Source organism: Paenarthrobacter nicotinovorans, from assembly GCF_021919345.1.
In the GTDB taxonomy this organism is placed as follows: domain Bacteria; phylum Actinomycetota; class Actinomycetes; order Actinomycetales; family Micrococcaceae; genus Arthrobacter; species Arthrobacter nicotinovorans.
Window position 1 is genome coordinate 3,551,255 of record NZ_CP089293.1, and the last position, 15,856, is coordinate 3,567,110.

Annotated in this window: 12 protein-coding genes; 9 read left to right on the forward strand and 3 right to left on the reverse strand. The window is 64.1% G+C overall.

The features are described 5' to 3' along the window. Window positions 1-335: 335 nt before the first annotated feature. From JMY29_RS16415 to JMY29_RS16430, 4 genes are all read left to right on the forward strand, one after another. Entirely contained in the window at window positions 336-1,775 is a 1,440-nt protein-coding gene (locus JMY29_RS16415) for an MFS transporter (protein WP_189076639.1), read from the forward strand. After that, window positions 1,765-2,478 (forward strand): aspartate/glutamate racemase family protein, encoded by a 714-nt coding sequence (locus JMY29_RS16420; RefSeq protein ID WP_189076640.1) that lies wholly within the window; start codon window positions 1,765-1,767, stop codon window positions 2,476-2,478. Before JMY29_RS16415 ends, JMY29_RS16420 begins: the two co-directional genes overlap by 11 nt. A 200-nt stretch (window positions 2,479-2,678) precedes the next feature. After that, window positions 2,679-3,179 (forward strand): sensor histidine kinase, encoded by a 501-nt coding sequence (locus tag JMY29_RS16425; RefSeq protein WP_018778828.1) that lies wholly within the window; start codon window positions 2,679-2,681, stop codon window positions 3,177-3,179. Window positions 3,180-3,286: 107 nt separating this feature from the next. Then, complete coding sequence (locus JMY29_RS16430; protein WP_189076641.1) at window positions 3,287-5,470, forward strand: transglycosylase domain-containing protein; 2,184 nt, start codon at window positions 3,287-3,289, stop codon at window positions 5,468-5,470. 125 nt (window positions 5,471-5,595) lie between these two features. On the opposite strand, the gene JMY29_RS16435 is transcribed toward JMY29_RS16430, so the two are convergent. Continuing rightward, entirely contained in the window at window positions 5,596-6,327 is a 732-nt protein-coding gene (locus JMY29_RS16435; protein ID WP_189076642.1) for a glutamine amidotransferase, read from the reverse strand. 155 nt (window positions 6,328-6,482) lie between these two features. Here JMY29_RS16435 and JMY29_RS16440 point away from each other — a divergent pair, with 155 nt between their 5' ends. Both JMY29_RS16440 and JMY29_RS16445 read left to right on the forward strand, forming a co-directional pair. Beyond that, on the forward strand, window positions 6,483-7,724 hold the full coding sequence (locus tag JMY29_RS16440; protein WP_039242894.1) for an MFS transporter: 1,242 nt from the start codon (window positions 6,483-6,485) through the stop codon (window positions 7,722-7,724). A gap of 175 nt (window positions 7,725-7,899) precedes the next feature. Continuing rightward, window positions 7,900-9,225, forward strand: coding sequence for an ammonium transporter (locus tag JMY29_RS16445; RefSeq protein ID WP_039242895.1), 1,326 nt, complete (start codon window positions 7,900-7,902; stop codon window positions 9,223-9,225). Between the two features lie 93 nt (window positions 9,226-9,318). On the opposite strand, the gene JMY29_RS16450 is transcribed toward JMY29_RS16445, so the two are convergent. Next, window positions 9,319-9,915 (reverse strand): DnaJ family domain-containing protein, encoded by a 597-nt coding sequence (locus JMY29_RS16450; RefSeq protein WP_189076643.1) that lies wholly within the window; start codon window positions 9,913-9,915, stop codon window positions 9,319-9,321. Window positions 9,916-10,147: 232 nt separating this feature from the next. Then, complete coding sequence (locus JMY29_RS16455; RefSeq protein ID WP_189076644.1) at window positions 10,148-12,433, reverse strand: SulP family inorganic anion transporter; 2,286 nt, start codon at window positions 12,431-12,433, stop codon at window positions 10,148-10,150. Window positions 12,434-12,676: 243 nt separating this feature from the next. Between JMY29_RS16455 and JMY29_RS16460 the strand changes: the two genes are divergently transcribed. The 3 genes from JMY29_RS16460 to JMY29_RS16470 are packed head-to-tail and all read left to right on the forward strand — an operon-like array spanning window position 12,677 to window position 15,854. Continuing rightward, window positions 12,677-13,753, forward strand: coding sequence for an acyl-CoA dehydrogenase family protein (locus JMY29_RS16460; protein WP_055972426.1), 1,077 nt, complete (start codon window positions 12,677-12,679; stop codon window positions 13,751-13,753). Continuing rightward, window positions 13,747-15,111 (forward strand): PIG-L family deacetylase, encoded by a 1,365-nt coding sequence (locus JMY29_RS16465; protein ID WP_189076645.1) that lies wholly within the window; start codon window positions 13,747-13,749, stop codon window positions 15,109-15,111. Before JMY29_RS16460 ends, JMY29_RS16465 begins: the two co-directional genes overlap by 7 nt. After that, window positions 15,108-15,854, forward strand: a complete 747-nt coding sequence (locus JMY29_RS16470; RefSeq protein WP_039242900.1) for a glycosyltransferase — start codon at window positions 15,108-15,110, stop codon at window positions 15,852-15,854. Before JMY29_RS16465 ends, JMY29_RS16470 begins: the two co-directional genes overlap by 4 nt. Window positions 15,855-15,856 lie beyond the last annotated feature (2 nt).

Genomic DNA, 15,856 nt, shown 5'->3' on the forward strand with positions numbered 1-15,856 from the left:
GCTGGTCCGCGATGGCATACAACGCTGTGATCGGTCCTCGGATCAGGACAGCCCCTTGGTGAGCCTGACTAGCGTCAGGAGTGAGCCTTACTGCTCTCTTTCGACCGCTGAAGGTCCCTAAATCAACCCTTTTTGGATGAATTTGATGTGCGGGTCATTCAACGGAGGTCAATGGTCCACCACATCAAAGCCCGCGCTGAGGATCCGGTCACATTCTGTTTACACGGCAGCTATGGCCTTCTGGTATCCCAAAGTGTAATCTCCATCACATTCCCTCATGCGAAATTCGCATTCCGTATGACGGAACCCCTTCAGAGCTCAGTAAGGAGCGCACTGTGGAAAAAGACCTTGCCCAGGAGACTGCAACACCGCGGACCGGATCCCTGGCACAACAAATCGAAGGCGCGTATCAGCGGATCGGGGTGACCGGCGCGCACCGCCAGATCGTCTTCATGATCCTGCTGGGTGTCTTCTTCGACGCCCTTGAACAAAATGCCGTAGGCATCACCGGCCCCATCCTTCGCCAGTCCTGGGGATTGGGCGCCACCGAAATCGGCTTGCTGAACACAATGACGTTTACGGCAACCGCACTCGGACGGCTGGCGACGGGCCTGATCGTCGACAAATACGGCCGGCGCCACATGCTGGTTATCAACCTCATCATCTTCGCCGGAGGCTCGTTGCTCTGCGCTGTGGCCCCCAACTATCCCATCCTGGCGGTCGGACGCTTCATCGTCGGCTTCGGATTGGGCGGCGAAATCGCGGTAGCCGTGATCATGATGGCGGAGTTCTTCGCTGCCAAACACCGTGGCACGGCGGTTGGCCTGATCAACGTCACCGCTGCAGGCTTAGGCAACATGCTGGCACCGGCCTTCGGCATCCTCGTCTTCACCCTCTTCGACGGCCCGGACAAGTGGCGCTGGGTGTTCGGCCTTCTGTTCATCCCCGCACTGCTGGTGATGTTCTTCCGTCGCTACGTTCCGGAAACGCCCCGCTTCCTGGCCTCGCAAGGAAAGATCGACGAAGCGAACCTGGTCATCACCCGGCTGGCACACAACAAGCTCTCCGGCCCCGTCACCGATCCCGAAACCTATATCACCGCAGTCCCCGACCCCGTGGTGGTGAAGACGTCCGGACATTGGAAGGACGCACTCCGCGGCAAGCTCCTCAAGCGTACGGTCCTGCTGTGCGTCGCCGTCTGCATGTCCTACGCCGCCCAGATCTCCATGCTGACGCTCATGCCAACCATCCTGGTGTCCCGGGGTTACGCCGTGAACACCAGCCTGTGGTTCACGCTGATCATGCAATCAGGTTCCTTGCTGGGCGCCTGCACTGCCGCATACCTCGCCAGCCGGCTGCCCCGAAAAAAGGTCCTGACATCGGCTGCGATCCTGGGCTGCCTGTCCGGGCTGTCCATGGCTTTCCTGGCCAGCGACATCGTGCTCATTGTGATCTTCGGGGTGCTCTTCAACTTCTCCGTGATCATCCTGAACACCACTATTTGGCTGTTCGCTCCGGAGCTCTACCCCACCCGCACCCGCGGGTTCGGAACGTCCATCATCCTGGCCGCGGGTTCCCTTTCCGGCGGCTTGTTCCCGCTCATTTCAGGGGCTGTCTTCGATTCGGCCGGACTGCCGGGGATGTTCACCACACTGGCAGTGTTGTTCATTGTCCTGGCCGTCGTGGTCCAGTTCCCACCGGAAACCTTCGGCAAGCCCTTGGAAGAAGACGCCGAACCGAACGAGGACGAGGAGTCTGCCATCTATGGGCACTGACAGTCACGCACCGAGAGACAAAACAGTCCTGCTGATCAATCCGAACACCAACAGCAACACCACCGCCATGATGGTGAACCTCGCCGCGGAGACTCTCGCGTCACACGGCCTCCGGGTCACCGGAATCACCGCAGCCGCCGGCCCCTCCATGATCGTGGACCCGGAGAGTCTGGCCGAGTCCGCGGAACACGTCAGGGAAGCAGCCCACGGCTACCTTTCAGGACCCGACGGCGGCAGGGTCGCCGCAGTGATCGTGGCGGCAATCGGCGATCCCGGGCGTGAGCAACTGGACCGAGAGCTGGAGATTCCCGTGGTCGGGATCGGGCAGGGTTCCCTCCATGCCGCCGCCCACCACCCCGACGGGCACCTTCGCCGTTTCGCCATGGCAACGAGCACACCGTTGCTGGTGGAGGCACTGGGCAAACTGGTAGCAGCCCACGGGTTCCAAGAGTCCTTTGCCGGTGTTCGCTTGACGGAGTCCGAGCCCCTGGTCCTGGCGGCCGACCCCGAAAGACAGTACCGGGAACTGGCCCATGCTGTGTCTGCGGCATCGGAAATGGATGGTGCGGACGCAGTGATCATCGCCGGTGGCCCGCTCAGTGCCACCGCCCGGCGACTTGCCGAGTCCACCTCCGTCGCCATCATCCAACCGGTGCCCAGCGCCTGCCGGCTGTTGCTCACCTTGCTGGCGAAGGACAGCTGACCACACGCCAGTCGCAACCCGACGGCGGTCCGCAAGGGCCGCCGTCGGGCGTCACTGCACGAGGCGCGTCCCTGCCGCAAGCCTCACCCGCAAACTTGATGCGAACTTGAGCCAATCGAAAAGGTTCCTTGATGTAGCGGCGCCACGCTGGAATCAGCCGGAATACCAATACAAAGGCATTCCGACAACGAATTTCCGGTATGAAGCACAACGATGTGGGGGAACCAGTGGAACAGTCAGCAGCCGTCGACGAGGTGGTGGCCGTGAAGGGCATCATCCAGGACCAGAACCCCGTGGATTTCTATGCGTTGGGTGTCGCAGGGTGCATCGACCGCCTTGCCGCGCCGCTTCGCCGCGCCGGTGTCACGGTCCACTGGCATACTCCCCACCACGGCATCGAGATCTCGTCCTCCGCCGCAGGGCTCCTGTACCATGTGGCGCAGGAAGCGTTCAGCAACACGTTGAACTACGCCAACGCCAGTGAACTCACCATCCGCCTCAACGCTGTCTACCATGGCATCCAGCTCACCATCACGGACGACGGCGACGGCTTCGAGATCCACGCTGCGCCCAGCGGCCGCAGGCATGGTTTTGGATTGCTGTTGATGTCTATCGCCGTTCACGACGCCGGCGGGACAGTCGACATCGACTCCGCGGTTGGGCGGGGCACCAGTGTCCGGGTGACACTGCCGCTGGATTGAGTCCGATTTGGGACCTTTATTGGGTACCTGAGCCATGGAACAACTGACGTTCCGGACGTATTCTGTAGCTACTTTTCAGCCTGGCATCCCTACGGATTGGCACGAAAATGGCGCGGAACAACAGAGGACCACTGGGTCTGGGCAAGGTCCTGTTAAGGATCTTCGGGTTCTTCTTCGTGAGCCTGCTCTGCGGGGTGTTGATCTCCGGCTTCGTGGTCCCGGTGGTTGCCCTCACCAGCACAACCGTGGGTGGGTCCATAGGTTTCTACGAGAGTCTTCCCAGCCAGCTCGACGTGGAGTCACCTTCCCTTTCCAGCAAGGTGGTCACCGCTGACGGCCAACTCATCGCCACGTTTTTCGCCGAGAACAGGGTCAAGGTTCCTCTCGAGGACATGTCGCCGTTCATCCGCGAAGCAATCGTAGCCATCGAAGACAGCCGTTTCTACGAGCATCCGGGTGTGGATGCGCACGGAATCATGCGGGCGCTGACCTCCAACCTGACCAAAGGAACCAAGCAGGGGGCCTCCACGCTGACGCAGCAGTACGTCACCAACGTGCTTAACGAGTCCCGGCTTTCACAGGGCCGCCCCGAGGACGTAGTACTCAGCGGCGAGAAAACAGTGGGAGACAAGCTGCGCGAGATCAAGCTCGCCCTGGAACTGGAGAAACGCTTCAGCAAGGACCAGATCCTTGAGGGATACCTGAACATCGTGTTCTTCAACAGGAATGCTTACGGCATCGAAGCTGCGTCCCGCTACTTCTTCAGCACCTCCGCCGCGGAGCTGACACTGCCCCAGGCGGCGCTGTTGGCAGGCCTGGTGAATGGTCCCAGCATCTACGACCCCACGGTCGACCCGGCGGCAGCACTGGCCAGGCGCAACCTGGTACTGGACCGGATGCTCGAACAGGGGAAGATCACCCCCGTGGACCATGGCGTGGCTGTGGCAACACCGGTGGAATTGAACATCACTCCATCCCTTCAAGGATGTGCCGGTGCTGCCATTGCCACGTATTTCTGCGATTACATCTCGCACCTCATCCTTAACAACGAGGCCTACGGTGACACGGTGCAGGATCGTGAACGGCTCCTGTATCGCGGCGGCCTCACCATCACCACCACACTGGACAGCAGGCTCCAGGCCATCGCCCAGCAACAGGTGGACGCATCCGCCGGTGATAACCCGGACAAATGGGGTGCTGCCATGACCACCGTGCAGCCAGGTACCGGTAAGGTCCTGGCGATGGCCCAGAACACGGTGTTCGTTCCACAAGAGGGGAAGTTCGACACCCAGCTGAACTTCAACGTGGATGCAAAAGACGAGAACGGCTACGACCTGAACGGCGCCGGAGGTTTCCAGCCCGGTTCCACCATGAAGCCCTTCATCTATGCGGAGTGGCTCAACGAAGGCAAGAACCCCACCGCCGTGGTGGACGCATCACGGCGGGTATACCCCGTGGGCTTCCCTTGGCGTTCCAGTTGCGGCAAGGTGCTGGGCGGCTACAGTACGGCACAGAAGGCACAAAACCTTGGCGCGGATGACGACCTGCAGAACAACGACCCTGGCTACTACCGCCCCATGCCCATCAACTACGGCCTCTACAACTCCATCAATACGGCCACTTTCGCCACGGCGGCACAGCTGGACTTCTGCGGAATCCAGCGGATGGTGGACACAGTTGGCCTGCACAGCGGGCTGGACAATGCCCCAATCAACATGCACCAGATCGGCAATCTACTGGGCTCCATCGGCGTCGCGCCTCTTGTGTTGGCGAGCGCCTACGCCACCTTCGCCAATGACGGCACCTACTGCAAGCCCATCGCCATCACGGAGATCAGCGACGCCCAGGGCAGGGAATACGAAGCGCAGACGCCGGAATGCCGTGAAGCCGTCAAGCCGGCTGTGGCACGGGGCGTAAATGCCGTACTCCAGGATGTGCTCAAGATGGGATCCGGCGTCTACATCGAACCCAAGGTCCAAAGCAGGGTCCCGGTAGCCGCCAAGACCGGAACGTCCAACAACAACGGCGCCACCTGGGTGGCCGGGTACACGACGGCGCTCGCCACGGCGTCGTTCTTTGGGGACACGACGGCGGGACAACAGCGGGCGGGCCAGAACGTCACCATCAACGGCAAGTTCTACAAATCCTTGGACGGCTACATGATCGCCGGTCCGCAATGGGCGAACTACATGATGGAAGCCACGGCGCTCTACCCGAGCGGACCCTTTGTAGCTCCTGCTCCCTCACCCGCCCAACAGCCCAGCACCAGTCCGGCAGCGCCGCAACGGTAGCCGTGCCACAGGTGACGTTGACGTCCCCGGGGGGGGCTTCCGACGTCGGACGTCGCGTTGCGGGGCCCGCTCTGCGTGGCATTCCCAACGCACAGCGCGCAAAGCGGGCCTCACAACGGGAGGGGCTAGCGGGCGTAGCGCTCCGTGAAATTCCTGAGCACGCGCATGGGCTCTGTCACGGACGATTTCCGGGCTGTCTCGATGAGTTCATCGGCTTCGTGGGGCGGGAAATATCCGGCGTTCTTGTAGATGTTGATCCGCGTGATGAGTCCGTCGGCGTCCAGCTCGGGGTGGAACTGGGTTGCGTAGAGGTTGTTCTTGATGCGGAACATGTGCACGGGGCAGGCCTCCGAGCTGGCCAGCAATACTGCGTTCGGGGGCAGCTGGCTGCACGCTTCCTTGTGGCCGACGAAGGCCTCGAACCGGTGCGGGAGACCCTTCAGCAGCGGATCCCGGTCCCCTTCCGTCGTCAGGGTGATCTCCGTAGCTCCCACCGGCTCTCCGAAGCGCCGGTCAATGACTGCGCCCTGGTGCACTCCCAGCGTGCCGACACCGTAGCAGGCACCCAGGAAGGGGAAGTCTTCCGCCACGATCCTGTCCAGGAGGGATGAGAGTTCCGTCTCAACCCGGACCTGGTCTGCGCTCTTCTCCTCCACAGGATCGCTAGAGGTGTAGGGACTTCCACCCACGATCACCCCGGAGTAGTCCGACAGTTCAAGAGGCGGCAAAGGCCCGGATTCCAGCCGGATCCGGATCAATTCGTCCGGTTTCAGTCCGCAGTAGCGTAGGTAAGCCTGGTACTCGTCATCTGCTGCGGCGTCTTCGGCGCGGGTAGCCAGCAATAGGAAGGGCTTCACAGGCCAAGTCTGCGTGAGGAATGGCCGGGAGACAAAGTGTGTTGCTGCAAGGGGGTGTCTGACAGGGACTCCCTCACACCGCCGTGGCTGCATACCGTTGTACGGACCCCCATGAAACAGCACCCCGAGCTTGACCCATCCCTGAGGAGCAATCTTTGACGCAGGACCCTTCGGTCGTCGAAACACCATCGCCCACGGCGTCACCCGCTGAAAGGCAGCAGCCCAGGAAGATCCCCTGGGGCGGACTGCTTGTGCTGGCAGCGGCCGGGTTTACTGCGGTAACCACCGAGCTTCTTCCATCCGGCTTGCTTCCGCAAATCAGCCGCGACCTCGGTGTCGACGAGTCGGCAGTTGGTTCGCTGACCGCCGTGTATGCGGCGATCATCGTCTTCACGGCGCTCCCCCTATCCCGGTTCCTGGCCGGCAGGGTTCCCCGCAAGACGCTGCTGATCGCCACCGTGCTGGCTTTTGCGCTCAGCAATGTCCTGCTGGCGTTGAGCCCCGAGCTGGGGTGGGCGATCGGGGCCAGGCTACTCGGCGGCATCGCGCACGGGATGCTGTGGTCCAGCATGGCGCCCTACGTGGCACGAATCGTTCCGGCACACTCCGTGGGTAAATCCATGGCCGTGGTGTTCAGCGGCAACAGCATCGCACTTGCAGTGGGGGCTCCCATCGGCACACTCATGGGTTCACTGATGACCTGGCGTGCTTCCTTCCTGGTTCTCGCGGGCGTGGGCGTGCTGCTGGCCGTGTTGGCTTTCTGGCTCCTTCCCGGCGCTCACGACAACGCCAGCCAGAAGGCTCCGTCCCTGCGTGCTGCCATGAAACTGCCGGGCGTCATCGCCGTGGCCATCGCCTGGCCCCTCCTGCTCCTGGCCCACTTCACCCTGTTCACCTACGTGGCGCCCTTCCTACTGGCTTCCGGGCTGCCGGAATCGGCCACCAGCATCTCCCTGTCCGTGGTGGGAATCGCCAGCCTGGTGGGGATTTGGATTGCCGGCATGACCGCCGACTCCCGTCCACGTGCCTCGGTGATTGCCGCCGTCGGACTCCTGACTCTTGCCTTCGCCCTGCTGCCGGCACTGGGCGGCACCTGGGTGGGGGCGTTCGGGCTGATGACGCTGTGGGGTATCGCGTTCGGCGCGGTGGGCATCTACAACCAGGCAGCGATTCTCCGGGCCGGCGGCGAGCACAAGGACGCTGCCAATGGCCTCACCGTGGTGACCATCCAACTGGGGATCGCCGTCGGGGCTGTCTATGGCGCGTTCGCCCTCACCACGGTGGGCGCCCAGCTGGTGCCCCTGGCCGCGGCGGTTCCGACAGCGATAGCGCTGGTCATCATCATCGCCAGCAGGCGCGGCGGCTACCCGGCCGGACCCCGGGAGAAGCGCCGTTAACATCCCCGAAACATGCCAGTGACCTGATCTTCACGAACGGGAGATTTCTGTAACTTACCTGCAACTTAGCTCTTCTGAGTCGGAAACATAGCTCACCGAATATTGATCGGGGGGCTTTACGGGAGCCGGATAAATCACGGCTCGTTTCGGACAGGCTTGAAAGAAGGGAACGCAGGTGGAGATCTCTGCGCAGAACGTCTGGATGATGTTGTCGGCGGCAATGGTGCTCTTCATGACCCCCGGCCTCGGCCTGTTCTACGGCGGCATGACCCGCGCCAAGGCAGCACTGAACATGATCATGATGAGCTTCATCTCCGCGGGGATCGTGGGTGTTGTCTGGGTCCTTTGGGGCTACTCGATGACTACCGGTGATGGCTTCCTGGGCCTGTTCGGCAACCCCTTCGCACACTTCGGCCTGCAGGATCTGGTGGGCACGCCCGACCTCATCAAGGCCACCTTCGCAGCGACCTTCGCCATCATCACCGTTGCCCTCATCAGCGGCGCCATAGCCGACCGGGCCAAGTTCGGTGCCTGGGCATTGTTCGTGCCGATCTGGATCACCGTTGTCTACTGCCCGCTGGCATACATGGTGTGGGGCGGCGGCCTGATGAGCGCCGGCGGGGCCGTGACTGAAGTCTTCGGCCAGGTCATCGACTTCGCCGGCGGTGCGGTAGTTGAGGTCAGCTCGGGAACTGCCGCTTTCGTCCTCGCATTGATCGTGGGAAAGCGCCATGGATTCGCCAAGGACCCCAACCACCGCCCGCACAACGTCCCCTTCATCATGATCGGCGCAGCAATCCTGTGGTTCGGCTGGTTCGGTTTCAACGGCGGCGCTGCCACCACTGCCGAGCAGGCCGGCCTGATCTGGGTCAACACCTTGGTAACTCCGGCAGCGGCCATGCTGAGCTGGCTTGTGGTCGAGAAGGTCCGCCACGGACACCCCACCTCCCTGGGTGCAGCGTCCGGCGTCGTGGCCGGCCTGGTTGCGATCACCCCTTCCTGCGCCAACATCAGCCCGCTGGCCGCCCTGGGCCTGGGTTTGGTGGCCGGTGCTGCCTGCGCGGTGTTCGTTGACCTGAAGTACAAGTTCGGTTTCGACGATTCCCTCGACGTCGTTGGCGTGCACTTCGGCGCCGGTGTCATCGGCACCCTGTCCCTGGGCTTCATCGCCTTCCCCCAGGACGGTGTGGCCGGCGGCCTCTTCTACGGTGGCGGCCCCCAGCAGCTCGTTGCGCAGCTCGTGGCTGTCGTGATCACCATTGCCCTCTCCGGTGTGGGCACCTTGGTCATTGGCCGGATCATCAACAAGACCATCGGCTTCCGGGTCCCGCACGAGCACGAAATCACCGGCGTCGACCTCACCCAGCATGCCGAGTCCGCTTACGAGTTCGGCCTCACTGCGCACGGCCACTTCCGCCAGCAGCAGGCGCACCTGTCCGCGCTGCTCAAGGGAAAGCCCGCCGCGGCCACTCCGGAGGCCAAGGAAGACAGCTTCGCCTAACGGCACCACCATCAAACAGCAGCCGACGGCGGGACCCAGGTCCCGCCGTCGGCTGCTGTTGTGTGCGCCCCGCCCAAGCGGGCAGCGTCCGGATTAGCCCGAGCCGTTCCAGAGGCGCTGCCAAAAGCTTCGCTTGCCCGGCGCCTGCGGTTCCGGCTCCGGCGGAGAGGCAGCCGCGCGCCGCTGCCGCCACCGTTCGAGTTCGGCATCCACATCCCTGAGTTTCGTGATGACCGGCGGCCCGCCTTGGAGCTGCCTCCGGGCCTCAATCACGCGTTTGTTGAAGTCCTCGAGGATGTCCCGGACTTGTTTCTCGCTGTATTGCTGATCCAGCTTCGCGTCCAGTTCGGCGTCTTCAATGCGCAGCAGGATGGCAGGAGGGCCGATCCCGCTCAGCCGTTCGCGCTGGATGAGTCCCTTGACCCACCAGTCGGGATCGTAGTGCTCGCCGAGCCCGGGGATCGGTTTGCCGGCGTACTTGAGGTTGTCGAACTTCCCTTGGTTCATGGCGTCCCGGATCAGGTATTCGACGCGGGCCGCGTCATCCACCTTTCGGCGCTTCTCGCGTTCTTCGGCGTCCGCGGCCTCAAGCTCGGCGTCCTCCTGGGCGTTGCCGCCCCAGCCGCGTACGGCCCGCAGTTCGGCCCCGCGCTCCAGCTTCCGCCTGAAAGCGTTGTTCCCGGCACTCATCGTGTCCGCCACCTCCTCGAACGGCAGCCCTCGTCTGCCGGAATTCGTGGTTCTCCGTCCAGTATTCCCCACCTTGCAGTGCTTAATCCGTACCCAGCGCGCCGTCGTCGAAACCGACAGGCTGTACCTCCACCACCCACTCTGAACGTGAAACTGCCCCGACACGCCGCGGGTACGGAGTGTCGGGGCAGTACGGGATCGAAAGTGGGCGGTGGCGGTGCACCGCCAAGGCTTAGCGGACGGCCATGCTCGGATCCAACTGCTCGATACCTTCCGGGGTCACCAGGACCACCCTCGCCGTGCAGATGTCGTAGAACAGACCGGTCGCCTGCACTGTTCCGGAGGCCAACGCCGGACCGGTGACGGGATGCTCCGCCAGCTTGCCCAGTTGCAGGGCCACATTCACCATGCTGAGTTGATCCAGGCGGCCGAAACCTTCTGCTCCGGCGGCGCGGGCCACGGGATGTCCCGCCAGGAGTGCTTGGTAACTGGGGCGGGCATGTTCAAGCCAGGCATCGAACCCACGTCCCAGGCCAGCGGCTGATCCTTCCGCATCGGCGATCACGGCTTTCATGGCTCCGCAGTTGGAGTGGCCGCAGACAACGATCGAGTCCACGGACAAGGCCTTCACTGCAAAAGCCAGCGTGGAGTCAATCGACGCGTCATGATCGTCGCTGCACACCACGTTGCCGATGTTCCTCAGGGTGAGGAGATCACCGGGACCGCTGCTGGTGATCAGGTTCGGATTCACCCGCGAATCAACGCAGGCCACGAACAGGGTGTCGGGATTCTGGCCTTCGGTGAGGTCCTGGACCAGGGGCCGGACTTTGTCTGCGTGGCGGCGGTGGTATTTGTCGATGCCCAGGAGGATGGAGCGCAGCGGCGGGTGGGAGTCGCCGTCGTCGTTCCTTTGGCCGGCGGCATCGGCGGGCTGCCATGACGTACGCGGCGGCAGCGGAAATTCGCGCGGTTCCTGGCGCTGCGGAGAGTTGTCCTCGGCGTCGCTGAATACGGTAGTGCCGTGCTCCTCCACCACCACGGCTGCTCCGCCGTTCCTTTGCTGTTTCTCCCATGCCACCAGTGCTTCGCGGAAGGCATGATCCAGGTAGTCGGCGTTGAGTTCCACTACGGCATCCTGGCCTTCGGGCACGGAGTGCAGGACGCGGTTGAGCCGGGGCAGCGCGAAGAAGCTGCACGAGCCGGCGATCGTTACGCGCCAGGGCAGCCCGGTTCCTGCCGGGGCGTGCGCGTGGATCTGGGCACGAAGGACCCGCCACAGCACGCACAGGGCGGCGAGTGCCAGGCCGATGATGACGCCCTCCAGGAGGTTCAGCGCGACGACGCACACCAGCGTGACGGCATAGACCAGGAGGTCGCCCGTGCGAAGACTGGTGCGGATGTCGGCCACTTTGACGAGCTTCGCGCCGATCACCAACAGCAGACCGGCAAGGACAGAAAGCGGGATCAGCTGGATGAGGCCGGCGAACAAGGCCGAGAAGACCAGGACCCAAACGCCATGTAGGATGGCGGACGTCCGGCTTTTCGCGCCGGCTTCGACATTGGTGGCGCTGCGGACGATGACCCCGGTGACCGGCAATCCACCGAGCATGCCGGAGACCATGTTCGCCGAGCCTTGACCGACGAGTTCGCGGTTGAGGTTGGTCCGGATTCCGCCGTGCATCTTTTCCACGGCAACGGCGGACAGCAGCGATTCGATGCTGGCGATCAGCGCCACCGTGATAACGGCCATGGCGGCGGCGCGCCAGTTGCCGTCAGGCAGGCTGGGGAGTGCGACGGCGTCGAAAATCGAACCCGTGAAGCTGATCCGCTCCACGCCCGGCGCCACCGCTACGGACAGCGCGGTGACGGCAACGACGGCGGCCAGGGGTCCCGGCACTTTACGCACCGCAGCGGGGAGGAACTTCCACGTCAGCAGAATCGCGACGACGGCCAGTCCCAGCAGTGCCGAGTGCAACTCAACGTTGGTGACTGCGGATGGCAGTGCGGTGAGGTTTTCGACGGCGGAGCCCGCGGCCTGCCCGCCGAGGAGGACATGGAGCTGCTGCAGGATGATCGTGATTCCGATGCCCGCGAGCATCGCCTTGACCACCACTGGCGACACTGCCAGCGCGGCCCGGCCTATGCGGCTGACGCCCATGAGCAGCTGTACGACGCCGGCTGCAGCGGTGATTGCGCACGTCACCTGCCAGCCGAATTCTGCGACCAGACCGGCGACGACGACGGTCAGTCCCGCGGCGGGGCCGCTCACCTGCAGCGGGGAGCCGCCAAGGCTGCCCGCGACAATGCCGCCAACGGCTGCGGCAATGAGCCCGGCCATGATCGGAGCACCGGAGGCTGCGGCGATTCCAAGGGAAAGCGGAAGGGCTACGAGGAAGACCACGAGTGAGGCAGGGAGATCCGCACCGAGGTTGCTGAGGAAACTTGGCTTCTTTGTTCCCGGGCCCGGCGGGCTGTGGGAGTCGGTGGGGACGGTGGCGGATTCGTTGGGCTGAGGCATTGGTTCTCCTGGCTCGGAATGTGCTGACCCTTCCAAGCTACGGAACCTGTCACGGTTAATGACAACAAGATGTGACAAGCGTGACAAAAGCTGTGAAGATGCGCTTCATGTTGGGACCTATGGGAACTTTGACGGGGGTGGCGCGCGTTGGGGGTCCGGAGCGTGGCAGTCGAGGCGGACCTTCCCGCCGTCGTTTCTTTCCACCCGCGCCAAAACTAAGGCTGCTTAGAATAGGCTGGGTCCATGAGCGCACCCGACCCCCAGCCCGTACGCATCAGCTCCGTACCAGTACAGCTCCAAGCCCTGGAGCCGGCCCTGGAAAAAATCAAGGCTGCCGTGGGCGACGTCCCGGCCCTGCTCGCCATCGCCGGGGAACTCGGCCAGACAGCTCCCATGCCCGGGGAGGGCAGCACAGCCAAGCTCTGGGAACTCCTGGCTTCAGTGACGGCCGTGGATGTCGCTGCCGGGCGAGTGCTGGAGCCCCACTTGGACGCCCTCGCGATCCTCGCCCAGGCCGGAAGCGAAACCACCACGGCAGGCGCCTGGGGAGTGTTCGCGGCGGAGGGACCCGGCATGAAACTCGAAGCCAAACGCACTGCGAACGGCAGCTACGTCCTGCACGGATCCAAGCCGTGGTGCTCCCTGGCCCAACAGCTGGACGGCGCGGTGATCACCGCGCATCTTCCCGACGACGGCGGCAGGGCCGCCTTCGCGGTTAACCTGAAGGACCCCGGGGTCAGCGCGGAAACCCCGGTATGGACGGCGCGCGGACTGCAGGAAATCCCGAGCGGCACGGTCCACTTCGCCAACGTCCCGGCCGCACCGGTCGGCGGGGAGGGCTGGTACTTCTCCCGGCCCGGATTCGCGTGGGGCGGAATGGGAGTCGCTGCATGCTGGCTGGGCGGGGCGGTGGCCGTGGCCCGGGACTACGCCACCGCGCTGAGCAAGGCTTCCGGCAATGGCCGTGAACCCGACCAGATCGCACTGGCCACCTTGGGAGAAATCGACCGCACCATCAGCACGGTTACCGGCTACCTCGCCCAGACCGCGGAACGCATCGACGCCGGCGAGCTGGAGGACGCGGATTCCGAAGGTCAAAGCCCCTGGAGCGATGCCTTGCGTGTCCGCGGAACGGTAGCCGCCGCCGTCGAGCGCATCCAAACCCTGGTGACGCAGAACCTCGGCCCCGCCCCGCTGGCATTCGACGAAGCATATGCAAAGCGCATGGCGGACCTGTCCCTGTACATCAGGCAGCACCACGCCATGCGGGACGATGCCCAGTTGGGCGCCCTGGCCTTGAAAGGGGATCGCAGTTGGTGACGTTCACGCATGCAGATACCGGCACGGCGGAGTCTGACTGGCTGGCCAGCGGCCTGGCCGCCTTGCCCGAACTCCCCCTGGACAAGGACGAACTTGCGGGCACGACCTTCGTGGTGCTCGCTGCGCACCCGGATGACGAATCCCTGGGCGCCGGCGGATTCCTCGCAAAACTTCACGCAGCAGGCGCAGACATCAAGGTCCTGCTCTGCACCGCCGGTGAAGCCTCCCACCCGGAATCGCCAACGACGACGCCGGAACAGCTTGCCGCTGTCAGGCTCACTGAGTTCGACGCGGCTGTGTCCGGGCTGGCTCCCGGCGCGAGCTGGCAGTTCCTGGAACTGCCCGACGGCAGACTGGCAGCCAACGCAGACCGGATCGCGGACGCGGTGCGGAAGGCCGTGGCATCATCAGGGCGTCCGGCGGAAAACGTGACGATCATTGCCCCGTTCCGTTCCGACGGACACACCGACCACGACGTCCTGGGCTCCACGGCCGCGCAGCTCGCCGAAAACGATGGCCACGGTCTGTTGGAATACCCCATCTGGTACTGGCTGTGGGCAGGGCCGGACCACGAAACCTGGCGGACGTGGGTGCGGCTCCCACTCGAAGCATCGGAGCAGGAAGCCAAAGCTGCCGCGATGCGGGCCCACGCCTCGCAAACGGAACCTCTCTCCGGGCAGCCGGGCGACGAGACACTGCTCTCCGGAACCTTCCTGGAACACTTCCAGAGGCCTTGGGAAACCTTCGCCTGGCACCCGTCAACGGCTGGAAACAACAGCGCCAAGGATGCCGAGCGGATCTTCGACGAAGTCCACTCCCGCGACGAGGATCCCTGGAGCTACACCACCAGCTGGTACGAACGCCGCAAGCGGGCCCTGACCCTGGCTGCACTCCCCCGGGAATCCTACGAAGCAGGACTTGAACTGGGCTGTTCCATCGGCACGCTGAGCGAAGAGCTCGCCAAGCGCTGCGGAACGTTCCTCGGAGTGGACGCCAGCAGCACGGCGCTCGAGGAGGCCAGTAAGCGGCTTTCCGGGTTTCCGTCGGCGGAAGCCCGGCACCTCACCATGCCGCATGAATGGCCCGAAGGCACGTTCGATCTGGTGGTGTTGTCCGAGACCGGCTACTACCTTTCCCCGGAGGAGCTCACCGAACTCCTGGCCAGGATCCATGCCTCCACCCGCCCCGGCGGCACCCTGCTCCTGTGCCACTGGCGGCACCCGATTTCCGGCTGGCAACTTGATGCGGAAGCCGTCCATGCGATGGCCCGCACCCAACTGGATTGGCCTACGCATGGGCTTTACCGTGAGAAAGACTTCATGCTCGAGATCCTCGTCGCCCCGGGCGGAGCGACATGACAGATCCGGCACCCCAGGGCATACGGGATGTGGCAGTGGTGGTGCCCGCCCACAACGAGGACCAGCACATCGGCAAAGCGCTGTCAGCGCTTCGGGCAGCCGCCGACGCGCTCAACAAGGCACGCCCGGACATCCGGCTCCGCATGACGGTGGTCCTGGACAGTTGCACCGACCGCTCAGCGGAGATCACGGCCGCGTACGTGGCCGGCGATGCCCGCCTTTCCCTGATTGAAGTGGCGTTGCGGAGCACGGGCGCCAGCCGCGGTTTTGGCTTCCGCAGCGCGCTGGCCGCGTGCCACCCCATCAACGCCGGGGACCTCTGGCTCGCCAACACCGACGCCGATTCCGCGGTGCCGGAGAACTGGCTTGTACGTCAGGTGGAGCTCGCTGACAACGGAGCGGATGCCATCCTGGGTTCCGTGGAGCCCGACCCCGACGATGTTGACCCCGCAGTGCTGCGGCGCTGGCTGGAACTCCACCCGTTCCGCGAGAACCACCAGCATATTTATGGCGCGAACTTTGGTGTCCGCGGCTCTGCATATCTTGCCGTGGGCGGCTTTCCGATGCTTCGGGCGCACGAGGACAGGGTCCTGGTGGAACGCCTCCGCAGCCGGGGATTCCAGGTGGTCGCTACGGACAGCATCCGCGTCCTGACGTCCGGGCGGACCCACGCCCGCGCACCGGAGGGATTCGCTGCCTACCTCCGGGCCCTGGGAGCGGAACTTCCGGCCGTAACTGGCTAAGC